This is a genomic window from Vibrio jasicida CAIM 1864 = LMG 25398 (genome assembly GCF_000400365.1).
GTDB classification, from domain to species: Bacteria; Pseudomonadota; Gammaproteobacteria; order Enterobacterales; family Vibrionaceae; genus Vibrio; species Vibrio jasicida.
Genome location: NZ_BAOG01000141.1, coordinates 1 through 22,845 on the forward strand (window position 1 = coordinate 1; position 22,845 = coordinate 22,845).

Consider the following 22,845-nt stretch of genomic DNA (forward strand, 5'->3'; position numbering starts at 1 on the left):
GCGGTGAGTGGTGCTAACCTCCTCGAAGCTGACTCTTTAGATGCACTCCTGACACTCCTTAAAAAAGAAGAAGAGCCCGACCTAGTGCTGCTGGATCTCAAAATGCCAGGTGCAAACGGCATGTCCGGTCTGATTCACTTACGTGCAGAATACCCAGACCTACCAATCGTCGTGGTTTCTGCCAGCGAAGAACCCGCAGTGGTTAGCCAAGTAAAAAGCCACGGCGCATTTGGCTTTATTCCTAAATCAAGCGACATGCGTGAACTTGTCAGTGCCCTTAACCAAGTGCTGAACGGCGACCCATTCTTCCCTGAAGGCTTGATCACCAATAACGCAGCATGTAATGACTTAGCAGAAAAGATTGCTGCGTTGACACCTCAACAATACAAGGTGCTCGGCATGCTATCGGATGGCTTACTCAACAAGCAAATCGCTTACGAGCTCAATGTCTCAGAAGCCACCATCAAAGCACACATGACCGCCATATTCCGAAAATTAGGCGTCAAGAATCGCACTCAAGCCGTTATTTTGCTGCAACAAATGGAATCAGAGCAGTAATGTGTTAATAAATATAACCAATTCACATTTATATGACGCAAAAAGAACAATAGACGTTAAAATGATAGTGCCAATCACAGTGAGTCAGAGCTTATAAATAGCGTAGGAAAAAGGCTTGAGAACAAGGCGAAAATTTTTGATAAGTAGTTCTCCTACAATCGAAATTTTTAACGCCGTTATCGAGCGTTTTCACAAGCTAGAATAAGCAATTACTGGCTACGATCGGCATAGACTGTCACACACAGCCTCTTCATCCCTCTGTTAAACCGCTAACTCTGGGAGGTCATACTTTGTTAAGTATTCTCGTCACTCAATTCGTCGTACTCTGGGCCGTCATCGACCCGATTGGTTCAGTACCCGTTTATCTATCGCAGACTCAGCACCTTACGGCAAAACAGCGTCGTCTCGTCGCATTAAAAGCCATTGCCATTTCAATGGGTGTGTTGCTGTTCTTTCTTATTGCCGGTCAGTTGTTACTGGAAGCAATGCAAATCCCATTACCGGCCTTCCAAGCCGCTGGTGGTTTAGTGCTATTACTGTTTGCATTGTCGATGATCTTTGGTGAAAGCAAGCCAGAACAAGAGCAAAAACTGGGCGAAGAAGTCAGCCACTCGGATCTCGCTGACTTAGCCGTTTACCCTCTTGCGATTCCTTCGATTGCGTCGCCGGGTGCAATGATGGCCATCGTGATGCTCACCGATAACAATCGCTACTCTTTCGTCGACCAAGCAATGACCGCAGGCGTCATGATTGCGGTACTTCTGGTTACCCTCTTCTTGTTACTGGGTGCAAACACGATTCAAAAAGTGATTGGTAACGTAGGTGCAGCCATCATCAGCCGCGTAATGGGGCTTATCCTTGCCGCTGTTGCACTGAATAATTTGCTGCTTGGTATAAAAGATTTCTATGTTAATTGATAAAACTCTTAGACCTTTGGCTAATTTAACATCAAATTAACATCACACTTTTATTCCCACCTCCTCTCAAACGCCCTAAAAACGGGCGTTTTTGCTTTTTAGCGTCCCGACTAAAGTTGAAAAGAGTTCTTGCCAGTGCCTTGCTAATGTACATGTTGAAACATTTTTTTAACAACAATACCAATCGTAAGGAGACGGCAATGGCATTTGAAAGCGAAGAAAGAGCCAAAGCCTACTGGGACAAGAACGTGAAGCTCATGATTACCCTAATGGTCATTTGGTTCGTAGTGTCTTTCGGCTGCGGCATCTTATTTGTCGACGTACTTAATCAATTTCAATTAGGTGGATACAAACTAGGCTTCTGGTTTGCTCAGCAAGGCTCCATCTATGCCTTCCTCGGTATTATTTTCTACTACGCGTGGAAGATGCGCCAAATCGACCGTGAATTCGGCGTGGATGAGTAAGGAGTAACTCAGATGGATTTGAAAACTATTACCTATCTTGTAGTTGGCGCGACATTCGTCCTCTACATCGGTATTGCGATTTGGGCACGTGCGGGCTCAACCAAAGAATTCTATGTAGCAGGCGGCGGTGTAAACCCTATCGCTAATGGCATGGCAACCGCAGCAGACTGGATGTCAGCAGCATCGTTCATCTCAATGGCAGGCTTGATAGCCTTCATGGGTTACGGCGGTTCGGTATTCCTAATGGGCTGGACTGGCGGTTACGTACTGCTTGCACTTCTGCTTGCACCATACCTACGTAAGTTCGGTAAGTTTACCGTGCCAGAATTCGTAGGTGAGCGTTTCTACTCTAACGCAGCGCGTATCGTAGCGGTTGTATGTCTTATCATCGCATCGGTGACTTACGTTATCGGTCAGATGAAAGGTGTAGGCGTGGCGTTCGGTCGCTTCCTTGAGGTGGATTACTCAACCGGTCTATTGATTGGTATGTGTATCGTATTCATGTACGCCGTAATGGGCGGTATGAAGGGCATTACCTACACGCAGATTGCTCAGTATTGCGTACTCATTTTGGCTTACACTATTCCTGCAATCTTTATCTCTCTGCAACTAACAGGTCACCCACTACCACAGATCGGTCTGGGTAGTACCATCCAAGGCACTGATGTCTATCTGCTCGATCGGCTCGACCAGGTGGTGACCGAACTCGGCTTTAGTGAATACACTACTCAAGTTCGTGGCGATACGTTAAACATGTTCGTTTACACCATGTCACTGATGATCGGTACTGCGGGTCTACCACACGTCATTATTCGCTTCTTTACCGTGCCTAAAGTACGTGATGCACGTACATCAGCAGGTTGGGCATTACTTTTCATTGCGATCCTTTACACAACAGCGCCGGCAGTATCTGCAATGGCACGTCTAAACCTAATGGATACGGTTAACCCAGCTCCTGGTCAGCATCTTGCTTATGACGAGCGCCCTGACTGGTTCAAGAACTGGGAGAAAACAGGCCTGCTAGGCTTTGATGATAAGAATGGCGATGGCCTGATTGAGTACACATCAAGCCCAGCGACTAACGAGCTAAAAGTTGACCGTGACATCATGGTATTAGCAAACCCAGAGATTGCTAAACTACCAAATTGGGTCATCGCGTTGGTTGCAGCAGGTGGTCTCGCAGCTGCACTATCGACGGCAGCGGGTCTACTATTGGCTATCTCGTCCGCGATATCACATGACTTAATCAAAGGCGTGATCAATCCAAATATATCCGAGAAGAAAGAGCTGCTTGCGAGTCGAATCTCTATGGCGGTCGCCATCGCAGTCGCCGGCTACTTGGGCTTGAATCCGCCAGGGTTTGCAGCAGGAACGGTAGCCCTCGCCTTCGGTCTGGCGGCATCCTCCATCTTCCCTGCGTTGATGATGGGTATCTTCAGTAAGAGCATCAACAAAGAAGGCGCAATCGCGGGTATGATTGCAGGTATCAGTATCACGCTATTCTACGTATTCCAGCATAAAGGCATCCTATTTGTTGCTGACTGGACGTACCTACAAAGTTGGGGGCAGAACTGGTTCCTGGGTATTGAACCAAACGCATTTGGTGCAATTGGTGCGGTATTTAACTTTATTGTGGCGTTCGCTGTATCAAGAGTAACAGCAGAAACACCACAAGAAGTAAAAGACCTAGTCGAGCACGTACGTGTACCAGCAGGCGCTGGCGGTGCGGTAGACCACTAAAATATAACGCAAACCACAAAAGCCCCGCTTGGGGCTTTTTTATTCACTTAACTTATTCTAATAATTAGATATTCCCTGAACCGTAGCAAGGAAGCATACCAATGCCATTGATTATATGTTCAGGGGTTACGCGGAAAAATCGCTTAGAACAAGGCAAAGATTGCAGCAAGCTAGTTGCTCTAACTTCAAAATCTTTAACGAAGTTATTAGCGATTTTAGCCAGTAAAAATGAACAGATAATTGATGGGATTAGTATTTTATGTTCAAAAACAAGCACTTTATTATCGCCCTGTTGATCGCCCCAATTTTGTCTTTAATCGCTTATTTCGGTACAGACATGGCTCTGAGTGAGAAACCTCATGCAGCTAAAGAAGGGGAAAGCTACAAGCTGGCCAGCAAGTCGAATTGCCGTTACACCAGTGGCTTGTGTGATATGGAGAATGGCGACTTTAAAGTGAAGTTTCGCTCAGAAAAGCTGACGCCAGATAGCTTAGAGTTGTCTTTACATGCTGCTTATCCACTGGAAGGGGTGAAGCTTTCAGTGGTGGATAGCCAAGAGCAAAACGCACAGCCAATTGACATGACGCCAGCGGATCAAGCCGGACAAAACTGGACCATCACTTTGCCTAAGCCTGCATCAGCCGAGAGTTGGTTACGTGTTGCGATTCAATCTGAAGGCACGCTCTACTACGGTGAAACGCAAACGGCGTTTGTGAAATACGAAACCCTGTTTACGGACAAATAACTTACCTGCTCCATAAAGCTTGAAGACGCATTTGAGCCAACCTTATCTCGCGAAAGAATACCGAGCTTAATTGTAGGGATTGAGCTCACCCACTTCAGCCGATACTGAGTCCGAGTATCGGCTTTTTTTGTTGTGTTATTTCCTCAAAAAAGCTGTGGTTGCTAATCGACAATTAATTGATAATAATTATCATTATCTTAAATATCGAGGTAACTATGGACAGCAGCCAAGCCATCTACAACGCCTTTTTTAAAGCGCAAGACCGATTCCTTCATGTGTATGCGCCAAGCGGATTCGAACCCGATGTGATTCATGATTACATCCATTGGGGTATGGTGCTGTCGTCCATCTACGATCACGATGCAGAGCACGAAAACCTGTTGCTGTGCGAGCTGTATTTGCGCCAAGTCTACTTCCATCTTCTCGACGCGATTCAAGACCCTACTCGTAGTCGTATCTTCCGCCGAGTCTGCCTCGATTCCATTCACACTCCGCTACTTTGTCTCAAACGCTACTACTACCAGTTTGAGGATGGCGATATGAAATTTCTCTCATTACAACAACAATTACGTCTGATACAGACGCCACTCGATTAAACAAAAGGAACCTACCATGACCACGGAATTCCGTATCGAAGCGGATAGCATGGGCGAAGTCAAAGTCCCTGTGAACGCTTTGTATCAAGCCCAAACTCAACGTGCTGTCGATAACTTCGCTTTTAGCAAACACACCATGCCGACGGGCTTTATCCAAGCTCTTGCTCACATCAAACAAACTGCAGCGCTCACCAATGCTCAACTTGGCTTGCTAGAAGGTGATATCGCCAATGCCATCGCCGATGCCGCGCAAGCCATCATTGATGGTAAACACCTCGACCAATTCCCTATCGATGTATTCCAAACCGGCTCGGGCACCAGCTCAAACATGAATGCCAACGAAGTGATTGCAACATTGGCGTCTGAGCACCTAGGCGGAACGGTCAATCCAAATGATCACGTCAACATGGGTCAAAGCAGTAACGACGTAGTGCCTACCGCAATTCAAGTCAGCTCTGCAATTGCGATTGAAAAACAGCTACTGCCTGCACTGTCCCACCTAAGTGAAACACTAGAGGCTAAGCAACAAGCCCTAAAAGATGTGGTGAAAACAGGTCGCACGCACCTCATGGATGCGATGCCAATTACCTTCGCCCAAGAGCTTGGTGGCTGGCAGTTCCAAATCGAGCACGCCAAACAAGCCATCGAACAAACACTGCCAGTTGTGAAAGCGTTAGCCCAAGGCGGAACAGCGGTAGGGACAGGGATCAACGCCGATCCACGCTTCGCCGATCTTTTTGCCGATAACCTAACACAATCAACGCGCATCGAGTTTGCTTCAAGCAAAAACTTCTTCTTCAATCTCAGCAGTCAGGATGCGATCGTTGCCCTATCGGGACAGCTCAAAACTGCAGCAGTTGCGATCATGAAGATCGCAAACGATCTTCGCTGGATGAACTCAGGTCCACTAGCCGGCTTAGGTGAAATCGAACTGCAAGGGTTACAACCGGGCTCTTCTATCATGCCGGGCAAAGTGAACCCTGTGATTCCAGAAGCAGCAGCCATGGCGTCGGCACAAGTAATTGGGAACGACGCGACCATTACCGTTGCAGGTCAATCAGGTAACTTCCAACTTAACGTAATGCTGCCAGTGATAGCTCACAATGTACTAGAAAGCATTGAACTGCTGTCGAACAGCGCCGTTGCTTTGGCAGACAAAGCCATCGCGACGTTTGAAGTGCGCCAAGACAACCTTGATGTCGTACTGGCGAAGAACCCGATTCTGGTCACCGCACTTAACCCTGTGATTGGCTACCTAAAAGCAGCCGAAGTGGCGAAGAAAGCCTACAAACAAGGTCGCGCTATCATTGATGTCGCGGAAGAAGAAACGGACTTGGATCGCTCTACATTAGAAAGATTGCTCGATCCAGCCAAACTGACTCAAGGCGGTGTTGCAGAATAAGCCACCGACCGATCACCCCCTTAAAGCAAAAGACCTCCAATCGGAGGTCTTTTTTTCTAGGCGACTCGATTGAGTACCGAACGTAATTTCAAAGGTTTCACCGGTTTGGCGATAAAACTGAACCCATTGGCTTTAATGCCTTCCATCATGTCATCGGTTCGATCGGCACTGATGATCACCCCTTCAAAGCGATTACCCAGACGCAAGCGGCATTGCTGCAACACTTCTAATCCTGTTCGACCATTGTCTAAACGATAATCGGAGAAAATCACATCCGGCAGCCAACCGTCTTCGATCGCTTTCAAACTCTCAACGATGTCGGTCGCAATGCGAATATCACAGCCCCAACGCGAAAGTAGATTTTCCATACCGACCAGAATATCTGGCTCATTATCGACACACAGCACACGAATATGGCTCAAGTCAGATTGTGCACTCTTCACTGCTTTGACTGCCGGAATATGCACCTTCTCTGCCTTATCTAAGGTAATCGAGAACACGCTGCCTTGACCAAACCAAGAACGCATCGAGATTTCATGCCCTAGTACTTGAGCAATACCTTTCGAAATAGCTAAGCCTAACCCCAAACCTTGGTCAGAACGGACTTGAGTACCACGATTAAACTCTTCGAAGATCTCTTGTTGCTTCTCTTCTTCGATGCCCATGCCGTTGTCCCATACATCAATACGCACTCGCCCTTGTACGCGACGCACACCGAGCGCCACTTTGCCATTCGGGCTATAACGGAACGCATTGGTAAGGAAGTTCTGTACCACGCGGCGCAGCAATTTCGGGTCGGACTTCACCATCAAAGACGACGGGATCATGGTGAACTCAATGCCTTGTTGTTTCGCCAACGCACTGAATTCCGCATTCAAGTTTGCCAACACATCATTGACTGCAAAACCATGCACATTAACGTCCAACTTGCCCGATTCCAAACGCGAAATATCCAGCAAGTCACCAATCAAATCTTCTGCTGCGCCTAATGCACTCTCAATGTGGGTCGACAGCTTTTGGGTTTCACTGTCTTTGGCAACTTCCGACAATGAAGAAGCAAACAGGCGCGCGGCGTTCAGCGGCTGCATCAAATCATGACTCACCGCCGCTAAGAAGCGCGACTTGGATTGTGACTCATGCTCAGAACGTTGCGTTGCTGCCACCAGCTGTTTGTTCAGTTGTTCCAACTCACGAGTACGAGCACGAACGCGTTCTTCTAGTGTCTCATTAGCGTCTTTCAGAGCTTGCTCCGCATCGCGGAACACGGTGATATCGGTAAAGCTCATAACGAACCCACCACCAGGCATTGGGTTACCTTGCACTTCAATTACGCGACCATCTGGACGTACTCGGGAAGAGGTATGTCGCGTGCCTTGCTCAAGGTGATAAACGCGGCGACGAACGTGGTCTTCAGGGTCACCCGGACCACATAAACCTTGCTCGGCATTGTGACGAATCACATCCGCAATCGGACGCCCGACCTGAATCAATCCCGGCGGGAAAACAAATAACTCCAGATAACGTTGGTTCCATGCCACCAGTCTTAGTTGTTTGTCGACCACTGCGATGCCTTGCCCAATGTGTTCAATCGCACCTTGCAATAAGCCACGGCTGAAATCATACAGCTCTGAGGCTTCATCAACGATGGTCGCAACTTCTTCAAGCTGCATATTTCTTCCTTGCAAAGCGGAAGTAAGTACTAACTTAGCTGAAGAGGCACCAAACACACCGGCAAGTACGCGCTCGGTGTGTCGAATTAAGGTAGAGGGGGCTTGCTGATTGGGAAGCAGCTCTTCGCGTTGCTGACTCCAATAGGTTTGAAAGGCGGATTTCACTCGCGTGCGTCCAACAAATCGCGACGCTAACATCTCCAGTTCACTGACCGTTACACGGCTCTGATACAAGCTGATGTTTTCACTTTCAGGCAACGGCGTACCGACGAATGACGCCGATTGTAAGCGTTCACTTATGCTTGGGCGCGTAGCTAGTGATACCGCGACAAAACACGCGGTATTCGCCACCACGCTGAGGATCATGCCCCAGTCAGAAACAGCAATACCAAAACCTGCCAATAAATCAGGCGGAGTGATCAACCAAATCAGCAAGTTATTACTTGCATCGCCCGCCAGCATGTCGGTTTGGCTCATTAAAGTAATCAACCAAATGGTGAACCCCACCAGCAGACCGACATACACGCCTTTCTTGTTGCCCTGACGCCAGTACATACCGCCAAGCAGAGACGGAGCAAATTGAGTAATCGCAGCAAACGAGAGAAAACCTATCGCAGAGAGTGAGTGGATACTATCTAAAGCCTGATAAAAGCCCCATGCACCAATCAAAAGAAGCAGAATCAGCCCACGACGTATGCGTAATAACAGCGTAGAAAAATGGTGATGATTACGCTTTGATAACTTCATTCGGCGCAGAATCAGCGGCATCACCAAATCGTTAGATACCATGATCGCTAAGGCAATGGTCGAGACGATGACCATGCCACTTGCCGCGGAAGTACCGCCCAAAAATGCCAGTAAGGCGATGTCATTCGCGCCCACCGCCATCGGCACGCTGATCACGTACGTATCGGCAGGGCTGCCACTCAACAGGCTTTGCCCTACCCACGCGATTGGCAGAACGAAAATGCCCATCAGAATCAGATACAGTGGGAATAGCCAACGGGCGACGTGTAAGTCTTGCGCGCGTTCATTCTCGACCACCATGGTATGGAATTGACGTGGTAAACAGACAATCGCCAACATGGTCAGAATAGTATGAATCAACAAAGTCGGAATGTTAGGGGACTCATAGGTTTCAGCTGCAATATCGGCAAGGTGGAAGCTCTCGGTATCCATCGCGAGCCAAACAATAAACACACCCACCACTAAAAACGCCACCAACTTAAGCACTGATTCAAACGCAATCGCCATCATCATGCCGCGGTGATGTTCGGTGTTATCGATATGACGCGTACCAAACAGCATGGTGAAGATCGCCATAGCCCCGACCACAAACCAAGATACGCTGTAGTTTTGATAACTGAGATCAGATGCTAAATCTGGCGCGATGATCTCCAACCCCATGGTGATGCCACGCAATTGCAAAGCGATATATGGAAGGATGCCTGCCACCGCGATTAAGGTGACAACCACCGCCAAGCCTTGTGATTTGCCATAGCGGGCGGCAATGAAATCGGCAATGGAGGTGATGTGCTCGCGTTTAGCAATCAAGATCAGCCGAGCGAGGACGCGCCAGCCGATGGTAAACACGATGATCGGCGCAATATAGATGGGTAGGAAGGACCAAGGGTTGTTGCTCGCCTGTCCGACCGTGCCATAGAAGGTCCATGACGTACAGTACACCGCAATCGACAAACTGTAGATCCATGGTCGCCAACGCGCTAACCATCTCTTTTGTTTGTCACCGTACCAAGCGATTAAAAACAGGATTCCCAAATACGCCAAAGAAACGGGAATCACTAGCCATCCTTGCATCCGATATCCTTTCTTACTTTTCTTGCCTTTCTTGCTGTTTTTAAAGCAAGGAATAAAAAACCTCTCCATAAGGGAGAGGTTTCATTTAACACTGCTTTCACAACAGAGACAAAGGTTAGTTTTTAATCTCTGTCACAGAAGCTTAATTCTGTGCTTCGGGAGCATTAGCTGAGAGATCAACCACATTACTTTCATCATTTTGAGGCTCAACTTTGATAAACAGTGCAATAAAGCCCATCGCCGCCATCAACCAGAAGATATTCGCCCCCCAGTGCTCATAGCCCCAACCACTGATCACCGTCATCAACGCGATAAACGCACCAAGTGGGATTGCGTTATACAGTGCCTGCAATGCCACCATCTTGTTCTCAGCGGAGTTCTGGATGTATTGAATCGCGGCAATGTGCGCCATTGCAAACGTCACGCCGTGAAGCATTTGCACTACCACCAACGCCAAAATAGAGGTCGTAGACGCAGTCATGCCCCAACGTAGCATCACACCACCAGCCGCAACCACAAACAGAGTGCGTAAAGACCAGCCAGCGAATAGACGCTTACTCAGAGCAAACACAGCAACTTCAGCTGCCACGCCCAAGCTCCATAAGTAGCCAATCACATCTTCTGAGTGACCAGCCGCTTTCCAGTGAATCGCACTAAAACCGTAGTACGCCGCGTGGCTACCTTGGATTAACGCCATCAACACAAGGAACTTCACGACCGGCTTATCCGTAAGCAATGCAGAAAGTTTTGGACGTTCAGAATGTTGACCTTCGCGTGTCACTGGCATTGGATTGGTGTTACGCATTGCAAATAAGAGCGAGATAAAGACACCGACCATCGCCGTGTACAAAATCATGTCAGAGCCAAACTCTGCCACCAAGTAACCCACCACAGTCGAGCCTGCAATAAAGGCAACCGAGCCCCACAAACGGGTACGACCGTAATCGAGCATTTTCAAACGCGCGTAGTAGTTCGCCATCGCATCCGACAAAGGTACCACCGGGCCACAGCACAAGTTAAACAAGATGGTAGCGAGTGCCATTAACCAAAAGTTGCCACCAGTGAAAAAGTGGAAACCAACAAAAATGAGGGCAGCAAAGCTCAACCAACGTAGGGCAGGCATGATGTGTTCGACTTTATGTAGACGTGGGGTGAGTACCATGTTCGCCACACAGCGCGTCGCCAAACCTAGACCAACTAACAGACCAATATCTGTTGGAGAAACGCCCTGCTCTTTAAACCACAACGACCAAAATGGCAGATACACGCCATACGCAAAAAAGAATCCGAGAAAGTACTGGGAAATCCAGCCATACGGAGAGGGTTTCAACATCACTGACATCCTAAAAAACGACAAAAACTAACGACTTCCGCCACGTAAACGTTTGGGACGCGGAATTATGGATCGCAATGCGTAATAGAAAAAGGGAAGAATCGGCAACTTACCGTTTCCTCAATGGCACAGGGTCTCGAAATGCAAAATTAGATTGTGACGATTTAGACCAAAGTCGTCTGGCTTCGACAGGGAAATTTGTCAGACTTAGAATGTGTTCCCACCAAATTTAGGTGCTCTCATGCCTGACAAATTTAATATGCAATCTCCACCGTTCGACCGCCTGACTGACGCACAGCAAAATCGACTGCGCTCGTCTCTTGATGTGGCGTACTACCGAACGCGAGATGTCATCTTAGCTTGTGGGCAAGACAACCCTCACCTGCACGTGCTGATTAAAGGCGCTGTAGAAGAGCGCTCAAAAGATCAAGACGAAGTGTTTGCTCACTACGCTAACGACGACATGTTTGATGTACGCTCTTTGTTTGAAGAAAGCGTGCGCCATCAGTATGTGGCACTGGAAGATACCCTCTCGTACTTGCTGCCCAAAGAAGTGTTTCTTGAGCTGTATAACGAGAACGGACAGTTCGCTGCCTACTTCGATAACAACTTATCCAAACGCCAAGCCCTCATTGAAGCCGCTCAACAACAGCAAAACCTAGCGGAATTCATTCTGACTAAAGTCGATAGCAGCATCTATCATCCACCGATGCTATTGGCACCTGATATGCCAATTAATCAAGTCACCAAAACACTTAAAGACAATGGCATTGATGCCGCTTTGGTTCAGCTTAACCAAGATGACCCGCGCTTAGAGCAATATCCATCGGCGCATCCCTACGCGATAGTGACGCGAACCAATATGCTCCATGCCGTAATGCTTGACGACCACTCACTCGATACGCCAGTAAGTGAGATAGCCACCTTCCCGGTTTATCACGTGGATGATGGTGACTTCTTGTTTAACGCCATGATCACCATGACGCGCAATCGCATGAAGCGTCTAATGGTGTGCGAAGGCAGTCAAGCGGTCGGTATGTTGGACATGACGCAAATCCTCAGTGCGTTTTCCACTCACTCACACGTACTGACACTCAGTATTGCACGAGCCAGCAGCGTGGGAGAGTTAGCCCTTGCTTCTAATCGACAGCGTCAGTTGGTGGACAGCTTGCTAACCAATGGCATCCGTACTCGCTTTATCATGGAGCTGATATCTGCCGTAAACGAACAAATCATCGAAAAAGCGTTTGAGCTTGTGGTGCCACCAGCACTGCACGATCACTGCTGTCTGATTGTGCTTGGCTCGGAAGGTCGTGGAGAGCAAATCCTTAAAACGGATCAAGATAATGCATTGATCATCCAAGATGGGCTGGAATGGGAACATTGCGCCGAAGTGATGCAAACCCTCACCCATACCTTGCAACAACTGGGTTATCCACTCTGCCCTGGCAAAGTCATGGTTAACAATCCGAAGTGGGTCCGAACGCAGCAAGACTGGATTAAAACGCTCGATGGTTGGATTGCTAAAGCACAGCCAGAACAAATCATGGATTTAGCCATCTTCAGCGACGCTCATGCGGTCGCAGGCAATCGAGAGTTGCTCACACCTATCGCCGAGCACCTCAGAGACAGCATGGAAGATCGCATGTTGATTCTGTCCGATTTCACTCGCCCTGCACTGCAATTTTCCGTGCCTCTTACTCTATTTGGCAACGTAAAAAGTGCCAAGGACGGGCTGGATATTAAGCGCGGCGGCATCTTCCCAATTGTGCATGGTATTCGCACTTTGGCATTGGAATACGCGATTGAAGAGAAGAACACCTTCGAGCGTATCGAAGCACTGAGAAACAAACGCATCTTAGAACCAGAAACCGCCGATAACCTCAATGAGGCGCTGAAGCTGTTCTTCAAGATCCGTTTGAACCAGCAATTGAGTAAGCAGGAAGCACTCAACAACATCGACATCAAACAGTTAGACAGGACAGAACGAGACCTGCTACGCCACAGCTTACACGTGGTGAAAAAGTTTAAGCAGTTCTTAGGCTTCCATTATCAAATCCGTGATTAGAGTCTTTTAGGCAAATAAGACGAGAGGTAACAGGGATGAATTGGCTACAAAGGAAATACTGGCATTACAAGCTGAAAGGATCACCTTATCAGCCACTGTTTTGTTCGCCGCAAAAAGGCGAGTTTGTCTCTCTCGATTGCGAAACCACCAGCTTGGATCCCAACCGTGCCGAGCTGGTCACCATCGCTGCGACAAAAATCATCGACAATCGCATCATCACCAGCAAACCGTTCGAAGTTCGACTGCGCGCCCCACAATCACTCGATTCAGGCTCGGTAAAAATTCACCATATCCGCCACCAAGATTTGGTGGATGGTATCAGCGAAAAAGAAGCGCTCATCAAGTTACTCGACTTTATCGGTAATCGCCCTTTGGTTGGCTACCACATTCGCTATGACAAAAAGATCCTCGACCTCGCTTGTCTGAGGCATTTAGGCTTCCCACTCCCTAACCCGCTTATCGAAGTGAGCCAGATTTATCACGACAAGCTCGAACGTCATTTACCTAACGCCTACTTCGACTTAAGTCTTGATGCAATTTGTAAGCACCTCGAGCTACCGATTCAAGACAAACACGATGCCCTGCAAGACGCAAAATCCGCGGCTTTGGTGTATGTGCGTCTAACCAAAGGCGATTTACCAAACCTGAGCGTGCCTTATACCCAATAGGCTTAAGACTCAGCTTTCGATCCACCTCCCACATTCGCTTTAAATTCAGCAATATCGCGGCGCATTCCTCACTCTCATCCTAAAGTCTAATTGTGGAAATACGCGCTGTGACTGACAGTTATATGCACAGCAACGTTCTTGATGAATCACAGACTAAAGAACGGAAACAGCCCTACAAAAGACGAAGGTCGAGAATTAAAGGCACAAGGAGAGAAGCCATGAGCGAAGCCCACGTTTATCCGGTAAAAGAAAATATTAAAAACCATACGCATGCGGATAATGACACTTACCTAGCCATGTATCAGCAGTCGGTAAGCGACCCTGAAGGCTTCTGGAGCGAACACGGTAAAGTTGTCGATTGGATTAAGCCATTCACTCAAGTTAAAAACACCTCTTTCGATACTGGTCACGTCGACATTCGTTGGTTCGAAGACGGCACGCTGAACGTATCTGCAAACTGTATTGACCGCCACCTTGCCGAGCGTGGCGATGAAGTCGCGATCATCTGGGAAGGCGATGATCCTGCTGACGACAAAACCCTCACATTCAATGAACTACACAAAGAAGTGTGTAAGTTCTCTAACGCACTAAAAGAGCAAGGCGTGCACAAAGGTGACGTGGTTTGTCTTTACATGCCAATGGTGCCAGAAGCGGCTATCGCAATGCTGGCATGTACGCGTATTGGTGCAGTTCATACCGTGGTATTTGGTGGTTTCTCACCAGAAGCCCTGTCCGGTCGTATCATCGACTCAGATGCGAAAATCGTAATCACTGCTGACGAAGGCGTTCGTGGTGGTCGCGCAGTACCACTGAAGAAAAACGTTGATGAAGCACTGACGAACCCAGAAGTAAAAACCATCGACAAAGTTGTCGTTCTAAAACGCACGGGCGGCGACATTGATTGGCACGAGCACCGTGACGTTTGGTGGCACGAAGCAACGGCTGTCGTTTCTGATGTATGCCCACCAGAAGAGATGAAAGCGGAAGACCCTCTATTCATTCTTTACACTTCAGGCTCAACAGGTAAGCCAAAAGGCGTGCTGCACACCACGGGCGGCTATCTAGTGTACGCTACCATGACCTTCAAATACGTGTTTGATTACCAAGAAGGTGAAACGTTCTGGTGTACGGCGGATGTGGGTTGGATTACAGGCCACACTTACTTAATTTACGGCCCACTGGCGAACGGTGCGAAAACCATTCTGTTCGAAGGTGTACCAAACTACCCAAGCACGGCTCGCATGAGTGAAGTGGTTGATAAACATCAAGTAAACATTCTCTACACTGCACCAACAGCGATTCGTGCACTAATGGCAAAAGGTAACGAAGCGGTAGCCGGAACATCTCGTTCAAGCTTGCGTGTAATGGGCTCAGTAGGTGAACCTATCAACCCAGAAGCATGGGAGTGGTACTACAAGACCATTGGTAATGAAAACTCACCGATCGTTGATACTTGGTGGCAAACAGAGACGGGCGGTATCTTGATTGCGCCACTACCAGGGGCAACAGACCTGAAACCAGGCTCTGCAACTCGCCCATTCTTCGGCGTACAACCTGCGTTAGTGGACAACATAGGTAACATCATCGAAGAAACCGCTGCAGAAGGTAACTTGGTGATCCTTGATTCATGGCCAGGTCAGATGCGTACCGTTTACGGCGACCATGAGCGCTTTGAGCAAACCTACTTCTCTACCTTCAAAGGCATGTACTTCACCAGTGATGGGGCTCGTCGTGACGAAGACGGTTACTACTGGATCACTGGTCGTGTAGATGACGTATTGAATGTGTCGGGTCACCGCATGGGTACCGCAGAGATTGAATCAGCACTGGTTGCACACGATAAGATTGCAGAAGCGGCGATTGTCGGTATTCCTCATGACATCAAAGGTCAGGCAATTTACGCTTATGTCACGCTTAATGATGGTGAGTTCCCATCAGCGGAATTACATAAAGAAGTAAAAAATTGGGTGCGCAAAGAGATTGGTCCAATCGCAACACCAGACGTGCTGCACTGGACAGACTCGCTACCGAAAACTCGCTCCGGCAAGATCATGCGTCGTATCTTGCGTAAGATTGCAACGGGTGATACCAGTAACTTAGGAGACACTTCTACACTGGCCGATCCAAGCGTAGTAGACAAGCTGATCGCAGAAAAAGCAGAACTGGCATAACACCCAACCCTGTTTTAAACGCTAGTCTCAAAGCCGCCATTGCATATGGCGGCTTTTTTGTGTGTGGATGCAAAATAAACCACATAAGAAACGTGGCAATTATGTTGTTTTTGTTAACTGGGTTACAGAAATGGCGGGGGCTATTGGGAGATTAGACCAGTAAATTGCTGCTAATTGCTGTGAATTAGCTATAATCTTGGTCGATTTTTTAAAATTTGCGCGGTTTTAACAAAAAAATCGTGCTGATTTATCGTATATTTGGGAATATAAACGTTCTGCTCACGATAAAGGAAGATAGCAACACAATGTCTGCAAAGTCACGGATTCTTGTTCTAAATGGGCCAAATCTTAATCTATTAGGCCTGCGTGAACCGACACACTATGGTAACAACACCCTAGCACAGATTGTTGACGCTTTAGCTGAACAGGCTCACAAGTCTGGGGTGGAACTTGAACACCTGCAATCTAATCGTGAGTACGAGCTGATTGAAGCGATTCATGCCGCGTACGGCAAGGTGGACTTCATCATTATCAATCCAGCAGCCTTCACTCATACCAGTGTTGCGCTGCGAGATGCACTACTTGGCGTAGCCATCCCATTTATCGAGGTGCACCTATCGAACGTTCATGCCCGTGAGACGTTCCGTCACCATTCTTACCTCTCTGATAAAGCGGAAGGGGTAATTTGCGGTTTAGGTGCGCAAGGTTATGAATTTGCTCTGTCTGCAGCAATTGCGAAATTGCAGGCAAAGTAGACCAAACACTCTGCAGCCCGTTAGGGTTGTCTTAATCACAAGATAAAAGAGAAAGAAAAGATGGATATTCGTAAAATCAAAAAGCTAATTGAGTTAGTTGAAGAGTCTGGCATTGCTGAGCTAGAGATTTCTGAAGGTGAAGAGTCGGTACGAATCAGTCGTCACGGCGCACCCGCTGCTCCAGCACCAGTTCATTACGCAGCAGCTCCAGTAGCAGCACCTGCTCCAGTGGCAGCACTGGTCGCTGACGCTCCAGCGATGGCAGCAGAGGCACCAGCAGCAGTTCCTGCAGGTCACCAAGTTCTTTCTCCAATGGTTGGTACTTTCTACCGTTCTCCAAGTCCAGATTCAAAGTCATTCGTTGAAGTTGGTCAGAGCGTAAATGCTGGCGATACACTATGTATCGTTGAAGCGATGAAAATGATGAACCAAATTGAAGCGGACAAATCAGGTGTTGTAACTGCAATCCTAGTTGAAGACGGCCAGCCAGTTGAATTCGACCAACCACTAGTTGTAATCGAATAAGCGGGGCTTGCCTTATGCTAGATAAAGTAGTCATCGCGAACCGAGGTGAAATTGCACTTCGTATCCTTCGCGCTTGTAAAGAATTAGGCATTAAGACTGTGGCAGTACACTCGACTGCTGACCGCGATCTTAAGCACGTACTACTCGCAGACGAAACAGTATGTATCGGTCCAGCTCGTGGTATCGACAGCTATCTGAACATCCCTCGCATCATTTCTGCAGCAGAAGTGACGGGTGCAATTGCGATTCACCCGGGGTACGGCTTCCTATCTGAGAACGCAGACTTTGCTGAACAAGTAGAGCGCAGCGGTTTCATCTTCGTTGGTCCTAAAGCAGACACCATCCGCATAATGGGTGACAAAGTGTCAGCAATCAACGCAATGAAAAAAGCTGGCGTTCCTTGTGTACCAGGTTCTGACGGTCCACTAGATAACGACGAAGACAAAAATAAAGCCCACGCTAAGCGTATCGGCTACCCGGTAATCATCAAAGCTTCTGGTGGTGGCGGTGGCCGTGGTATGCGCGTTGTTCGCTCAGAAGGCGATCTTATTGAAGCTATCGCAATGACCCGTGCAGAAGCAAAAGCTGCGTTCAACAACGACATGGTTTACATGGAGAAATTCCTAGAGAACCCTCGTCACGTTGAAGTTCAGGTAATTGCTGATGGCCAAGGTGGCGCGATCCACCTAGGTGAACGTGACTGTTCTATGCAGCGTCGTCACCAGAAGGTTGTTGAAGAAGCTCCAGCACCAGGTATCACTGAAGAGATGCGTAAGTACATCGGTGAACGTTGTACACGTGCATGTCTAGAAATCGGTTACCGCGGCGCAGGTACGTTCGAATTCCTATACGAGAACGGTGAGTTCTACTTCATCGAAATGAACACTCGTATTCAGGTTGAGCACCCAGTGACAGAAATGGTTACTGGTGTTGACCTAATTAAAGAACAGTTACGCGTAGCAGCAGGTCAGCCACTTTCATTCACTCAGGATGATATCAAGATCCGCGGCCATGCGATTGAGTGTCGTATCAACGCAGAAGACCCAGAGCGCTTCCTACCTTCACCAGGTAAGATTGAACGCTTCCACGCGCCAGGCGGCATGGGTGTTCGTTGGGAATCCCACATTTACACAGGCTACACAGTACCACCTCATTACGATTCAATGATTGGTAAACTGATCACTTACGGTGAGAACCGTGATGTAGCGATTGCACGTATGAAGAACGCACTAGGCGAGATGATCATTGAAGGCATCAAGACTAACGTTACTCTACAAGAGTCAATCATGAATGATGAGAACTTCCAGCACGGTGGTGCAAACATTCACTACCTAGAGAAGAAGCTAGGCCTACAATAAGCCTTCGCTAACCTCATAATAAATGCCCACATCTGTGGGCATTTTTGTTTTGTATAAAGTCTATACTCAAACAAATCGTAGAGTTCTGGTAAACTCTGCGCCACTTCATTCACTTTAAGAGCAAAAACAAATGCCTTGGATTCAAATCAAACTCAACGCGACCAATGAAAACGCTGAGCAAATCGGCGACATGCTAATGGAAGAGACTGGTGCGCTGTCTGTAACATTCCTAGACGCGCAGGATACGCCCGTATTCGAACCTCTACCTGGCGAGACTCGCTTATGGGGCGATACTGACATTCTGGCACTGTACGATGCAGAAGCAGATACAAACTTCATCATCACTCAAATCAAAGCAAGCGGCATGCTAGCAGACGATTTTGCTTACAAAGTAGAACAGCTAGAAGACAAAGACTGGGAACGCGAATGGATGGAAAACTTCCACCCAATGAAGTTCGGCGAACGTCTATGGATTTGTCCAAGTTGGCGTGATGTTCCTGAACCAGACGCGGTTAATGTTATGCTTGACCCTGGTCTGGCTTTCGGTACAGGCACCCACCCTACGACTGCACTCTGCCTAGAATGGCTAGAGAATTTAGACCTATCTGGTAAAACGGTTATCGACTTTGGCTGTGGCTCAGGCATCCTTGCGATCGCTGCGATCAAACTTGGCGCAGGTAAAGTTATCGGGATCGATATTGATCCTCAAGCTCTTCAAGCTTCTCGCGATAACGCAGAGCGCAACGGTGTTGCTGACCAATTAGAAGTGTACCTTCCTCAAAACCAACCTGAAGGCCTGATCGCTGATGTGGTTGTTGCTAACATTCTTGCTGGTCCATTACGTGAACTTGCACCTATCATTAAAGGTTTGGTTAAACCAAATGGTGACCTGGCGATGTCGGGTGTTTTAGACACTCAAGCAGAAGACGTAGCGAACTATTACCGTGATGAGCTTCACATTGATCCAATCGCGGAGCAAAGCGAATGGTGTCGTATCTCCGGTCGTAAGCAAGGCTAGACAAGGTTTTTAGGGCTAATTGTTTGAATTTCATACAAATTACAAAAACAATTTGTAAATGCTCAAATATTAGTCTTTTCACGCAGTAAAAAAATGCGTAAAATGCGCGCCCTTGCTGGTACAGAACTGTGATGACGTTTTGAAAATCGGAAACTATCAACTTAAGAACAATCTAATCGTAGCCCCTATGGCTGGTGTAACGGATAGACCGTTTCGCGAGTTGTGTCTTCGCTATGGTGCGGGAATGGCCGTCAGTGAAATGATGTCTGCTAACCCGAAACTATGGGGAACGTCAAAGTCGAAACAGCGCATGGTGCATGAAGGCGAATCGGGCATTCGCTCTGTACAGATTGCCGGTTCCGATCCACAGCTTATGGCCGATGCGGCTCAATTCAGTGTTGAAAACGGTGCGCAAATCATCGACATCAACATGGGCTGCCCAGCAAAGAAAGTGAATAAGAAGCTGGCGGGTTCTGCACTGCTTCAGTACCCAGACATCATCAAAGAGATTTTGACTTCGGTAGTGGACGCGGTAGACGTTCCTGTAACGTTAAAGACCCGTACTGGCTGGAACACAGAAAATAAAAACTGTGTTCACATCGCTAAATTAGCCGAAGACTGCGGCATACAGGCTCTTGCACTGCATGGCAGAACAAAAGCGTGTATGTACAAAGGTGAGGCCGAATACGACAGCATTAAAGCGGTTAAACACGCTATATCCATTCCGGTTATCGCAAACGGTGATATCGATAGCCCGGAGAAAGCGAAGTTTGTACTGGAGTACACCGGTGCAGACGCTTTAATGATTGGACGCCCTGCCCAAGGTCGTCCTTGGATTTTCCAGGAAATCCATCACTATTTGGAAAACGGCACCACAATGGATGAGCTTCCAAGTGAGGAAGTGAAAACCATTATGCTTGGTCATGTTAACGCTCTGCATGATTTCTATGGAGAGTTCTTAGGTCCACGTATCGCGCGTAAGCACGTTGGTTGGTACCTAAAAGAGCATGAACAAGCGAGTGAGTTTCGCCGTACCTTCAATGCTATCGATGCAGCTGAGCTGCAGCTTGAGGCATTAGAGGGTTATTTTGATAACGTTGCATCATAATTAAGAGAAGAGCTAGACCGAATATGTTCGAACAAAATCTGACTTCAGAAGCATTAACAGTAACTACAGTAACGTCACAAGACCAGATTACTCAGAAGCCTTTACGTGACTCTGTTAAAGCGTCTCTTAAAAACTACCTAGCTCAACTAAACGGCCAGGAAGTAACTGAACTATACGAATTAGTTCTAGCTGAAGTTGAACAGCCACTATTAGATACCATCATGCAGTACACTCGCGGTAACCAAACTCGCGCAGCAACTATGATGGGCATCAACCGCGGTACTCTTCGCAAAAAACTTAAAAAGTACGGCATGAACTAATATCAGTTCATACAGTAATTTTGTAAAAAAGGCTTAGCCATTGCTGGCTAAGCCTTTTTTATTAGCTTCAAGCTCCTGACACTTCAACTCTTCCAAACGCTTCTCCCTCACCTTTGTACAAACATTAGTCAAGTCTGATGCTTTGAACTGTGATCAGTATTGATTGTGAACTCAATACAAACAGATATAATCAACAACTTACATTGGATAAAGGAACTAACCTCATGATTTACAAAGAAAGGGACAATTGGCTTCATGCCATTTTGAATACCCTCCCTGATCATGTCTTTATCCTCAATGAGCAAGGCCACTATATCGAAAGCTTCGGTGGTACTTACCATTCAAAACACTTCAATGCACAAAGCTACACCAACCTCACGTTAAACGATGTTTTATCGCCGAGTAAAGCCGCTGAGTTAATCGGTTATATTAACGATGTGCTTCGCTCTAACGAGCCTAAGGTCGTCAAATACAGTATCGCTCTGCAAGACCACCTTTTAATGCCAATAGAAGAACTAGAAGCATTAGAGAACCCAGAAGAAACGTGGTTTGAAGCGATCATTCAACCCGTAGAAAGCATTCAAGGTGATGAAAACTTGGTGATTTGGTCCGTGCGTGATGTCACCAAAACGCATCTGCTAGAAAGGCGCCTCAAAGAGCTCTCAGAGACAGATGAATTAACAGGTGTGTTGAATCGCCGAGCATTCTTAACCAGCCTAGATAGGTCTCTGAGCTCGCATTCGCATCCATCTCAAACCCTAACTTGCGTTATGATTGATATTGATCACTTCAAAGAGATCAACGATCAGGTTGGGCACTTCTCCGGCGATCAAGTAATCAATCATGTGGCCAAGATTTGCCAACGTGCAATCCGTGGCACTGACTTTATTGGTCGTTTAGGAGGGGAAGAATTTGCCATGATCCTAACCAACACCAGCGCAATACAAGCCTATGAGATAGCAGAAAGGATCAGACAAGCGATCCAAAACGCGCCATGCAAAATAGATGGTATCGAAATCAGTACAACGGTTAGCATTGGTATCGCGGAGTATGACGGGCAAGTATTGAGCGCAAAAGAGTTAATGGTTAACGCAGATAAAGCCATGTATTACTCAAAACACTCCGGACGTAATCAAGTCACTCTGTATCATGGCAATATTCCTGACGTCAAACTTCAGCACTCTACCAACTTAAGAATCCAAAAAGTTTCTTAACCCTTATCATCCATACTACCCAACGTCCCACTTCTCCCTTAAAACGCTCACACTTAGCTCTTATACCTACATCTAGTATGAGGCTAGGCATGCCCAATATGTTTTAACAACGAGCTTAAGGCTGTTCTAGAGGCGTGGAAGGTGGTGACATTGTGAGAGACTAGGTAGTGCGTTAGCACTATCTAATGATCAATATAGTAAACAGGAAAGATATACAGACTTTAGAAAGTGATGTGCCTTTATAGAGGAGTTCTCAAATTTACTTTGCTCCAAATGCAAAAAAGCCCACTCTTTCGAGTGGGCTTCTTCAAATTTAAAGCCTGGCGATGTCCTACTCTCACATGGGGAAACCCCACACTACCATCGGCGCTAATTCGTTTCACTTCTGAGTTCGGAA

The 22,845-nt window shown here is 47.3% G+C and carries 19 protein-coding genes and 1 rRNA gene; 17 read left to right on the plus strand and 3 right to left on the minus strand.

Annotated features, from left to right (window positions below):
- The 7 genes from VJL_RS24835 to VJL_RS24865 form a co-directional block, all read left to right on the plus strand.
- On the plus strand, nt 1-558 hold a 558-nt coding region (locus VJL_RS24835; protein WP_038882001.1), incomplete at its 5' end, for a response regulator transcription factor.
- Nucleotides 559-848: 290 nt separating this feature from the next.
- Nucleotides 849-1,475, plus strand: a complete 627-nt coding sequence (locus VJL_RS24840; protein WP_005448274.1) for a MarC family protein — start codon at nt 849-851, stop codon at nt 1,473-1,475.
- Nucleotides 1,476-1,675: 200 nt separating this feature from the next.
- Complete coding sequence (locus VJL_RS24845) at nt 1,676-1,939, plus strand: DUF4212 domain-containing protein (RefSeq protein ID WP_005448273.1); 264 nt, start codon at nt 1,676-1,678, stop codon at nt 1,937-1,939.
- A gap of 12 nt (nt 1,940-1,951) precedes the next feature.
- Nucleotides 1,952-3,679 (plus strand): sodium:solute symporter family protein, encoded by a 1,728-nt coding sequence (locus VJL_RS24850; protein WP_038882002.1) that lies wholly within the window; start codon nt 1,952-1,954, stop codon nt 3,677-3,679.
- A gap of 259 nt (nt 3,680-3,938) precedes the next feature.
- Nucleotides 3,939-4,424, plus strand: coding sequence for a hypothetical protein (locus VJL_RS24855; RefSeq protein ID WP_038882003.1), 486 nt, complete (start codon nt 3,939-3,941; stop codon nt 4,422-4,424).
- A 215-nt stretch (nt 4,425-4,639) separates the two neighbouring features.
- Complete coding sequence (locus VJL_RS24860) at nt 4,640-5,020, plus strand: hypothetical protein (RefSeq protein ID WP_038882004.1); 381 nt, start codon at nt 4,640-4,642, stop codon at nt 5,018-5,020.
- Between the two features lie 16 nt (nt 5,021-5,036).
- A complete protein-coding gene (locus VJL_RS24865) occupies nt 5,037-6,422 on the plus strand; it encodes a class II fumarate hydratase (protein WP_038882006.1) in 1,386 nt (461 codons plus the stop codon).
- A 56-nt stretch (nt 6,423-6,478) separates the two neighbouring features.
- On the opposite strand, the gene VJL_RS24870 is transcribed toward VJL_RS24865, so the two are convergent.
- A complete protein-coding gene (locus tag VJL_RS24870; RefSeq protein ID WP_038882007.1) occupies nt 6,479-9,910 on the minus strand; it encodes a hybrid sensor histidine kinase/response regulator in 3,432 nt (1,143 codons plus the stop codon).
- Between the two features lie 142 nt (nt 9,911-10,052).
- Nucleotides 10,053-11,243, minus strand: coding sequence for a 3-phenylpropionate MFS transporter (locus VJL_RS24875; RefSeq protein ID WP_038870944.1), 1,191 nt, complete (start codon nt 11,241-11,243; stop codon nt 10,053-10,055).
- Nucleotides 11,244-11,484: 241 nt separating this feature from the next.
- On the opposite strand from VJL_RS24875, the gene VJL_RS24880 reads away from it, so the two are divergent.
- From VJL_RS24880 to VJL_RS24925, 10 genes are all read left to right on the plus strand, one after another.
- Nucleotides 11,485-13,311, plus strand: a complete 1,827-nt coding sequence (locus VJL_RS24880; protein WP_038882009.1) for a DUF294 nucleotidyltransferase-like domain-containing protein — start codon at nt 11,485-11,487, stop codon at nt 13,309-13,311.
- 35 nt (nt 13,312-13,346) lie between these two features.
- Nucleotides 13,347-13,979 (plus strand): 3'-5' exonuclease, encoded by a 633-nt coding sequence (locus VJL_RS24885; protein WP_005440406.1) that lies wholly within the window; start codon nt 13,347-13,349, stop codon nt 13,977-13,979.
- A gap of 218 nt (nt 13,980-14,197) precedes the next feature.
- Entirely contained in the window at nt 14,198-16,150 is a 1,953-nt protein-coding gene (acs, locus tag VJL_RS24890) for an acetate--CoA ligase (RefSeq protein ID WP_038882010.1), read from the plus strand.
- A 305-nt stretch (nt 16,151-16,455) separates the two neighbouring features.
- Nucleotides 16,456-16,905, plus strand: coding sequence for a type II 3-dehydroquinate dehydratase (aroQ, locus tag VJL_RS24895; protein WP_038882011.1), 450 nt, complete (start codon nt 16,456-16,458; stop codon nt 16,903-16,905).
- 60 nt (nt 16,906-16,965) lie between these two features.
- A complete protein-coding gene (accB, locus tag VJL_RS24900; protein WP_038882012.1) occupies nt 16,966-17,430 on the plus strand; it encodes an acetyl-CoA carboxylase biotin carboxyl carrier protein in 465 nt (154 codons plus the stop codon).
- A 14-nt stretch (nt 17,431-17,444) separates the two neighbouring features.
- Nucleotides 17,445-18,788 (plus strand): acetyl-CoA carboxylase biotin carboxylase subunit, encoded by a 1,344-nt coding sequence (gene accC, locus VJL_RS24905; RefSeq protein ID WP_038870929.1) that lies wholly within the window; start codon nt 17,445-17,447, stop codon nt 18,786-18,788.
- 130 nt (nt 18,789-18,918) lie between these two features.
- Nucleotides 18,919-19,806 (plus strand): 50S ribosomal protein L11 methyltransferase, encoded by an 888-nt coding sequence (gene prmA / locus VJL_RS24910; protein ID WP_038882013.1) that lies wholly within the window; start codon nt 18,919-18,921, stop codon nt 19,804-19,806.
- A 139-nt stretch (nt 19,807-19,945) separates the two neighbouring features.
- Nucleotides 19,946-20,914 carry a tRNA dihydrouridine synthase DusB gene (gene dusB, locus VJL_RS24915; protein ID WP_038882017.1) on the plus strand — a complete coding sequence of 323 codons (969 nt, stop codon included), beginning with the start codon at nt 19,946-19,948 and terminating at the stop codon, nt 20,912-20,914.
- Between the two features lie 23 nt (nt 20,915-20,937).
- The gene (gene fis / locus VJL_RS24920) at nt 20,938-21,234 is read left to right on the plus strand and encodes a DNA-binding transcriptional regulator Fis (RefSeq protein WP_000462885.1); all 297 of its coding nucleotides are present in this window, start codon (nt 20,938-20,940) and stop codon (nt 21,232-21,234) included.
- Nucleotides 21,235-21,458: 224 nt separating this feature from the next.
- Complete coding sequence (locus VJL_RS24925; protein WP_038882015.1) at nt 21,459-22,448, plus strand: sensor domain-containing diguanylate cyclase; 990 nt, start codon at nt 21,459-21,461, stop codon at nt 22,446-22,448.
- A 318-nt stretch (nt 22,449-22,766) separates the two neighbouring features.
- On the opposite strand, the gene rrf is transcribed toward VJL_RS24925, so the two are convergent.
- Nucleotides 22,767-22,845 (minus strand): 5S ribosomal RNA (gene rrf, locus VJL_RS30570); the annotation flags it as partial.

Bases quoted from the DNA above. Each gene is read 5' to 3' on its own strand.
- VJL_RS24870 (WP_038882007.1), bottom strand. From the start codon at position 9,910: ATGCAAGGATGGCTAGTGATTCCCGTTTCTTTGGCGTATTTGGGAATC.
- accB (WP_038882012.1), top strand. From the start codon at position 16,966: ATGGATATTCGTAAAATCAAAAAGCTAATTGAGTTAGTTGAAGAGTCT.
- VJL_RS24885 (WP_005440406.1), top strand. From the start codon at position 13,347: ATGAATTGGCTACAAAGGAAATACTGGCATTACAAGCTGAAAGGATCA.
- VJL_RS24925 (WP_038882015.1), top strand. From the start codon at position 21,459: ATGATTTACAAAGAAAGGGACAATTGGCTTCATGCCATTTTGAATACC.
- aroQ (WP_038882011.1), top strand. From the start codon at position 16,456: ATGTCTGCAAAGTCACGGATTCTTGTTCTAAATGGGCCAAATCTTAAT.
- VJL_RS24875 (WP_038870944.1), bottom strand. From the start codon at position 11,243: ATGTTGAAACCCTCTCCGTATGGCTGGATTTCCCAGTACTTTCTCGGA.
- VJL_RS24855 (WP_038882003.1), top strand. From the start codon at position 3,939: ATGTTCAAAAACAAGCACTTTATTATCGCCCTGTTGATCGCCCCAATT.
- VJL_RS24845 (WP_005448273.1), top strand. From the start codon at position 1,676: ATGGCATTTGAAAGCGAAGAAAGAGCCAAAGCCTACTGGGACAAGAAC.
- VJL_RS24880 (WP_038882009.1), top strand. From the start codon at position 11,485: ATGCCTGACAAATTTAATATGCAATCTCCACCGTTCGACCGCCTGACT.
- accC (WP_038870929.1), top strand. From the start codon at position 17,445: ATGCTAGATAAAGTAGTCATCGCGAACCGAGGTGAAATTGCACTTCGT.
- fis (WP_000462885.1), top strand. From the start codon at position 20,938: ATGTTCGAACAAAATCTGACTTCAGAAGCATTAACAGTAACTACAGTA.
- VJL_RS24850 (WP_038882002.1), top strand. From the start codon at position 1,952: ATGGATTTGAAAACTATTACCTATCTTGTAGTTGGCGCGACATTCGTC.
- VJL_RS24865 (WP_038882006.1), top strand. From the start codon at position 5,037: ATGACCACGGAATTCCGTATCGAAGCGGATAGCATGGGCGAAGTCAAA.
- prmA (WP_038882013.1), top strand. From the start codon at position 18,919: ATGCCTTGGATTCAAATCAAACTCAACGCGACCAATGAAAACGCTGAG.
- VJL_RS24860 (WP_038882004.1), top strand. From the start codon at position 4,640: ATGGACAGCAGCCAAGCCATCTACAACGCCTTTTTTAAAGCGCAAGAC.
- acs (WP_038882010.1), top strand. From the start codon at position 14,198: ATGAGCGAAGCCCACGTTTATCCGGTAAAAGAAAATATTAAAAACCAT.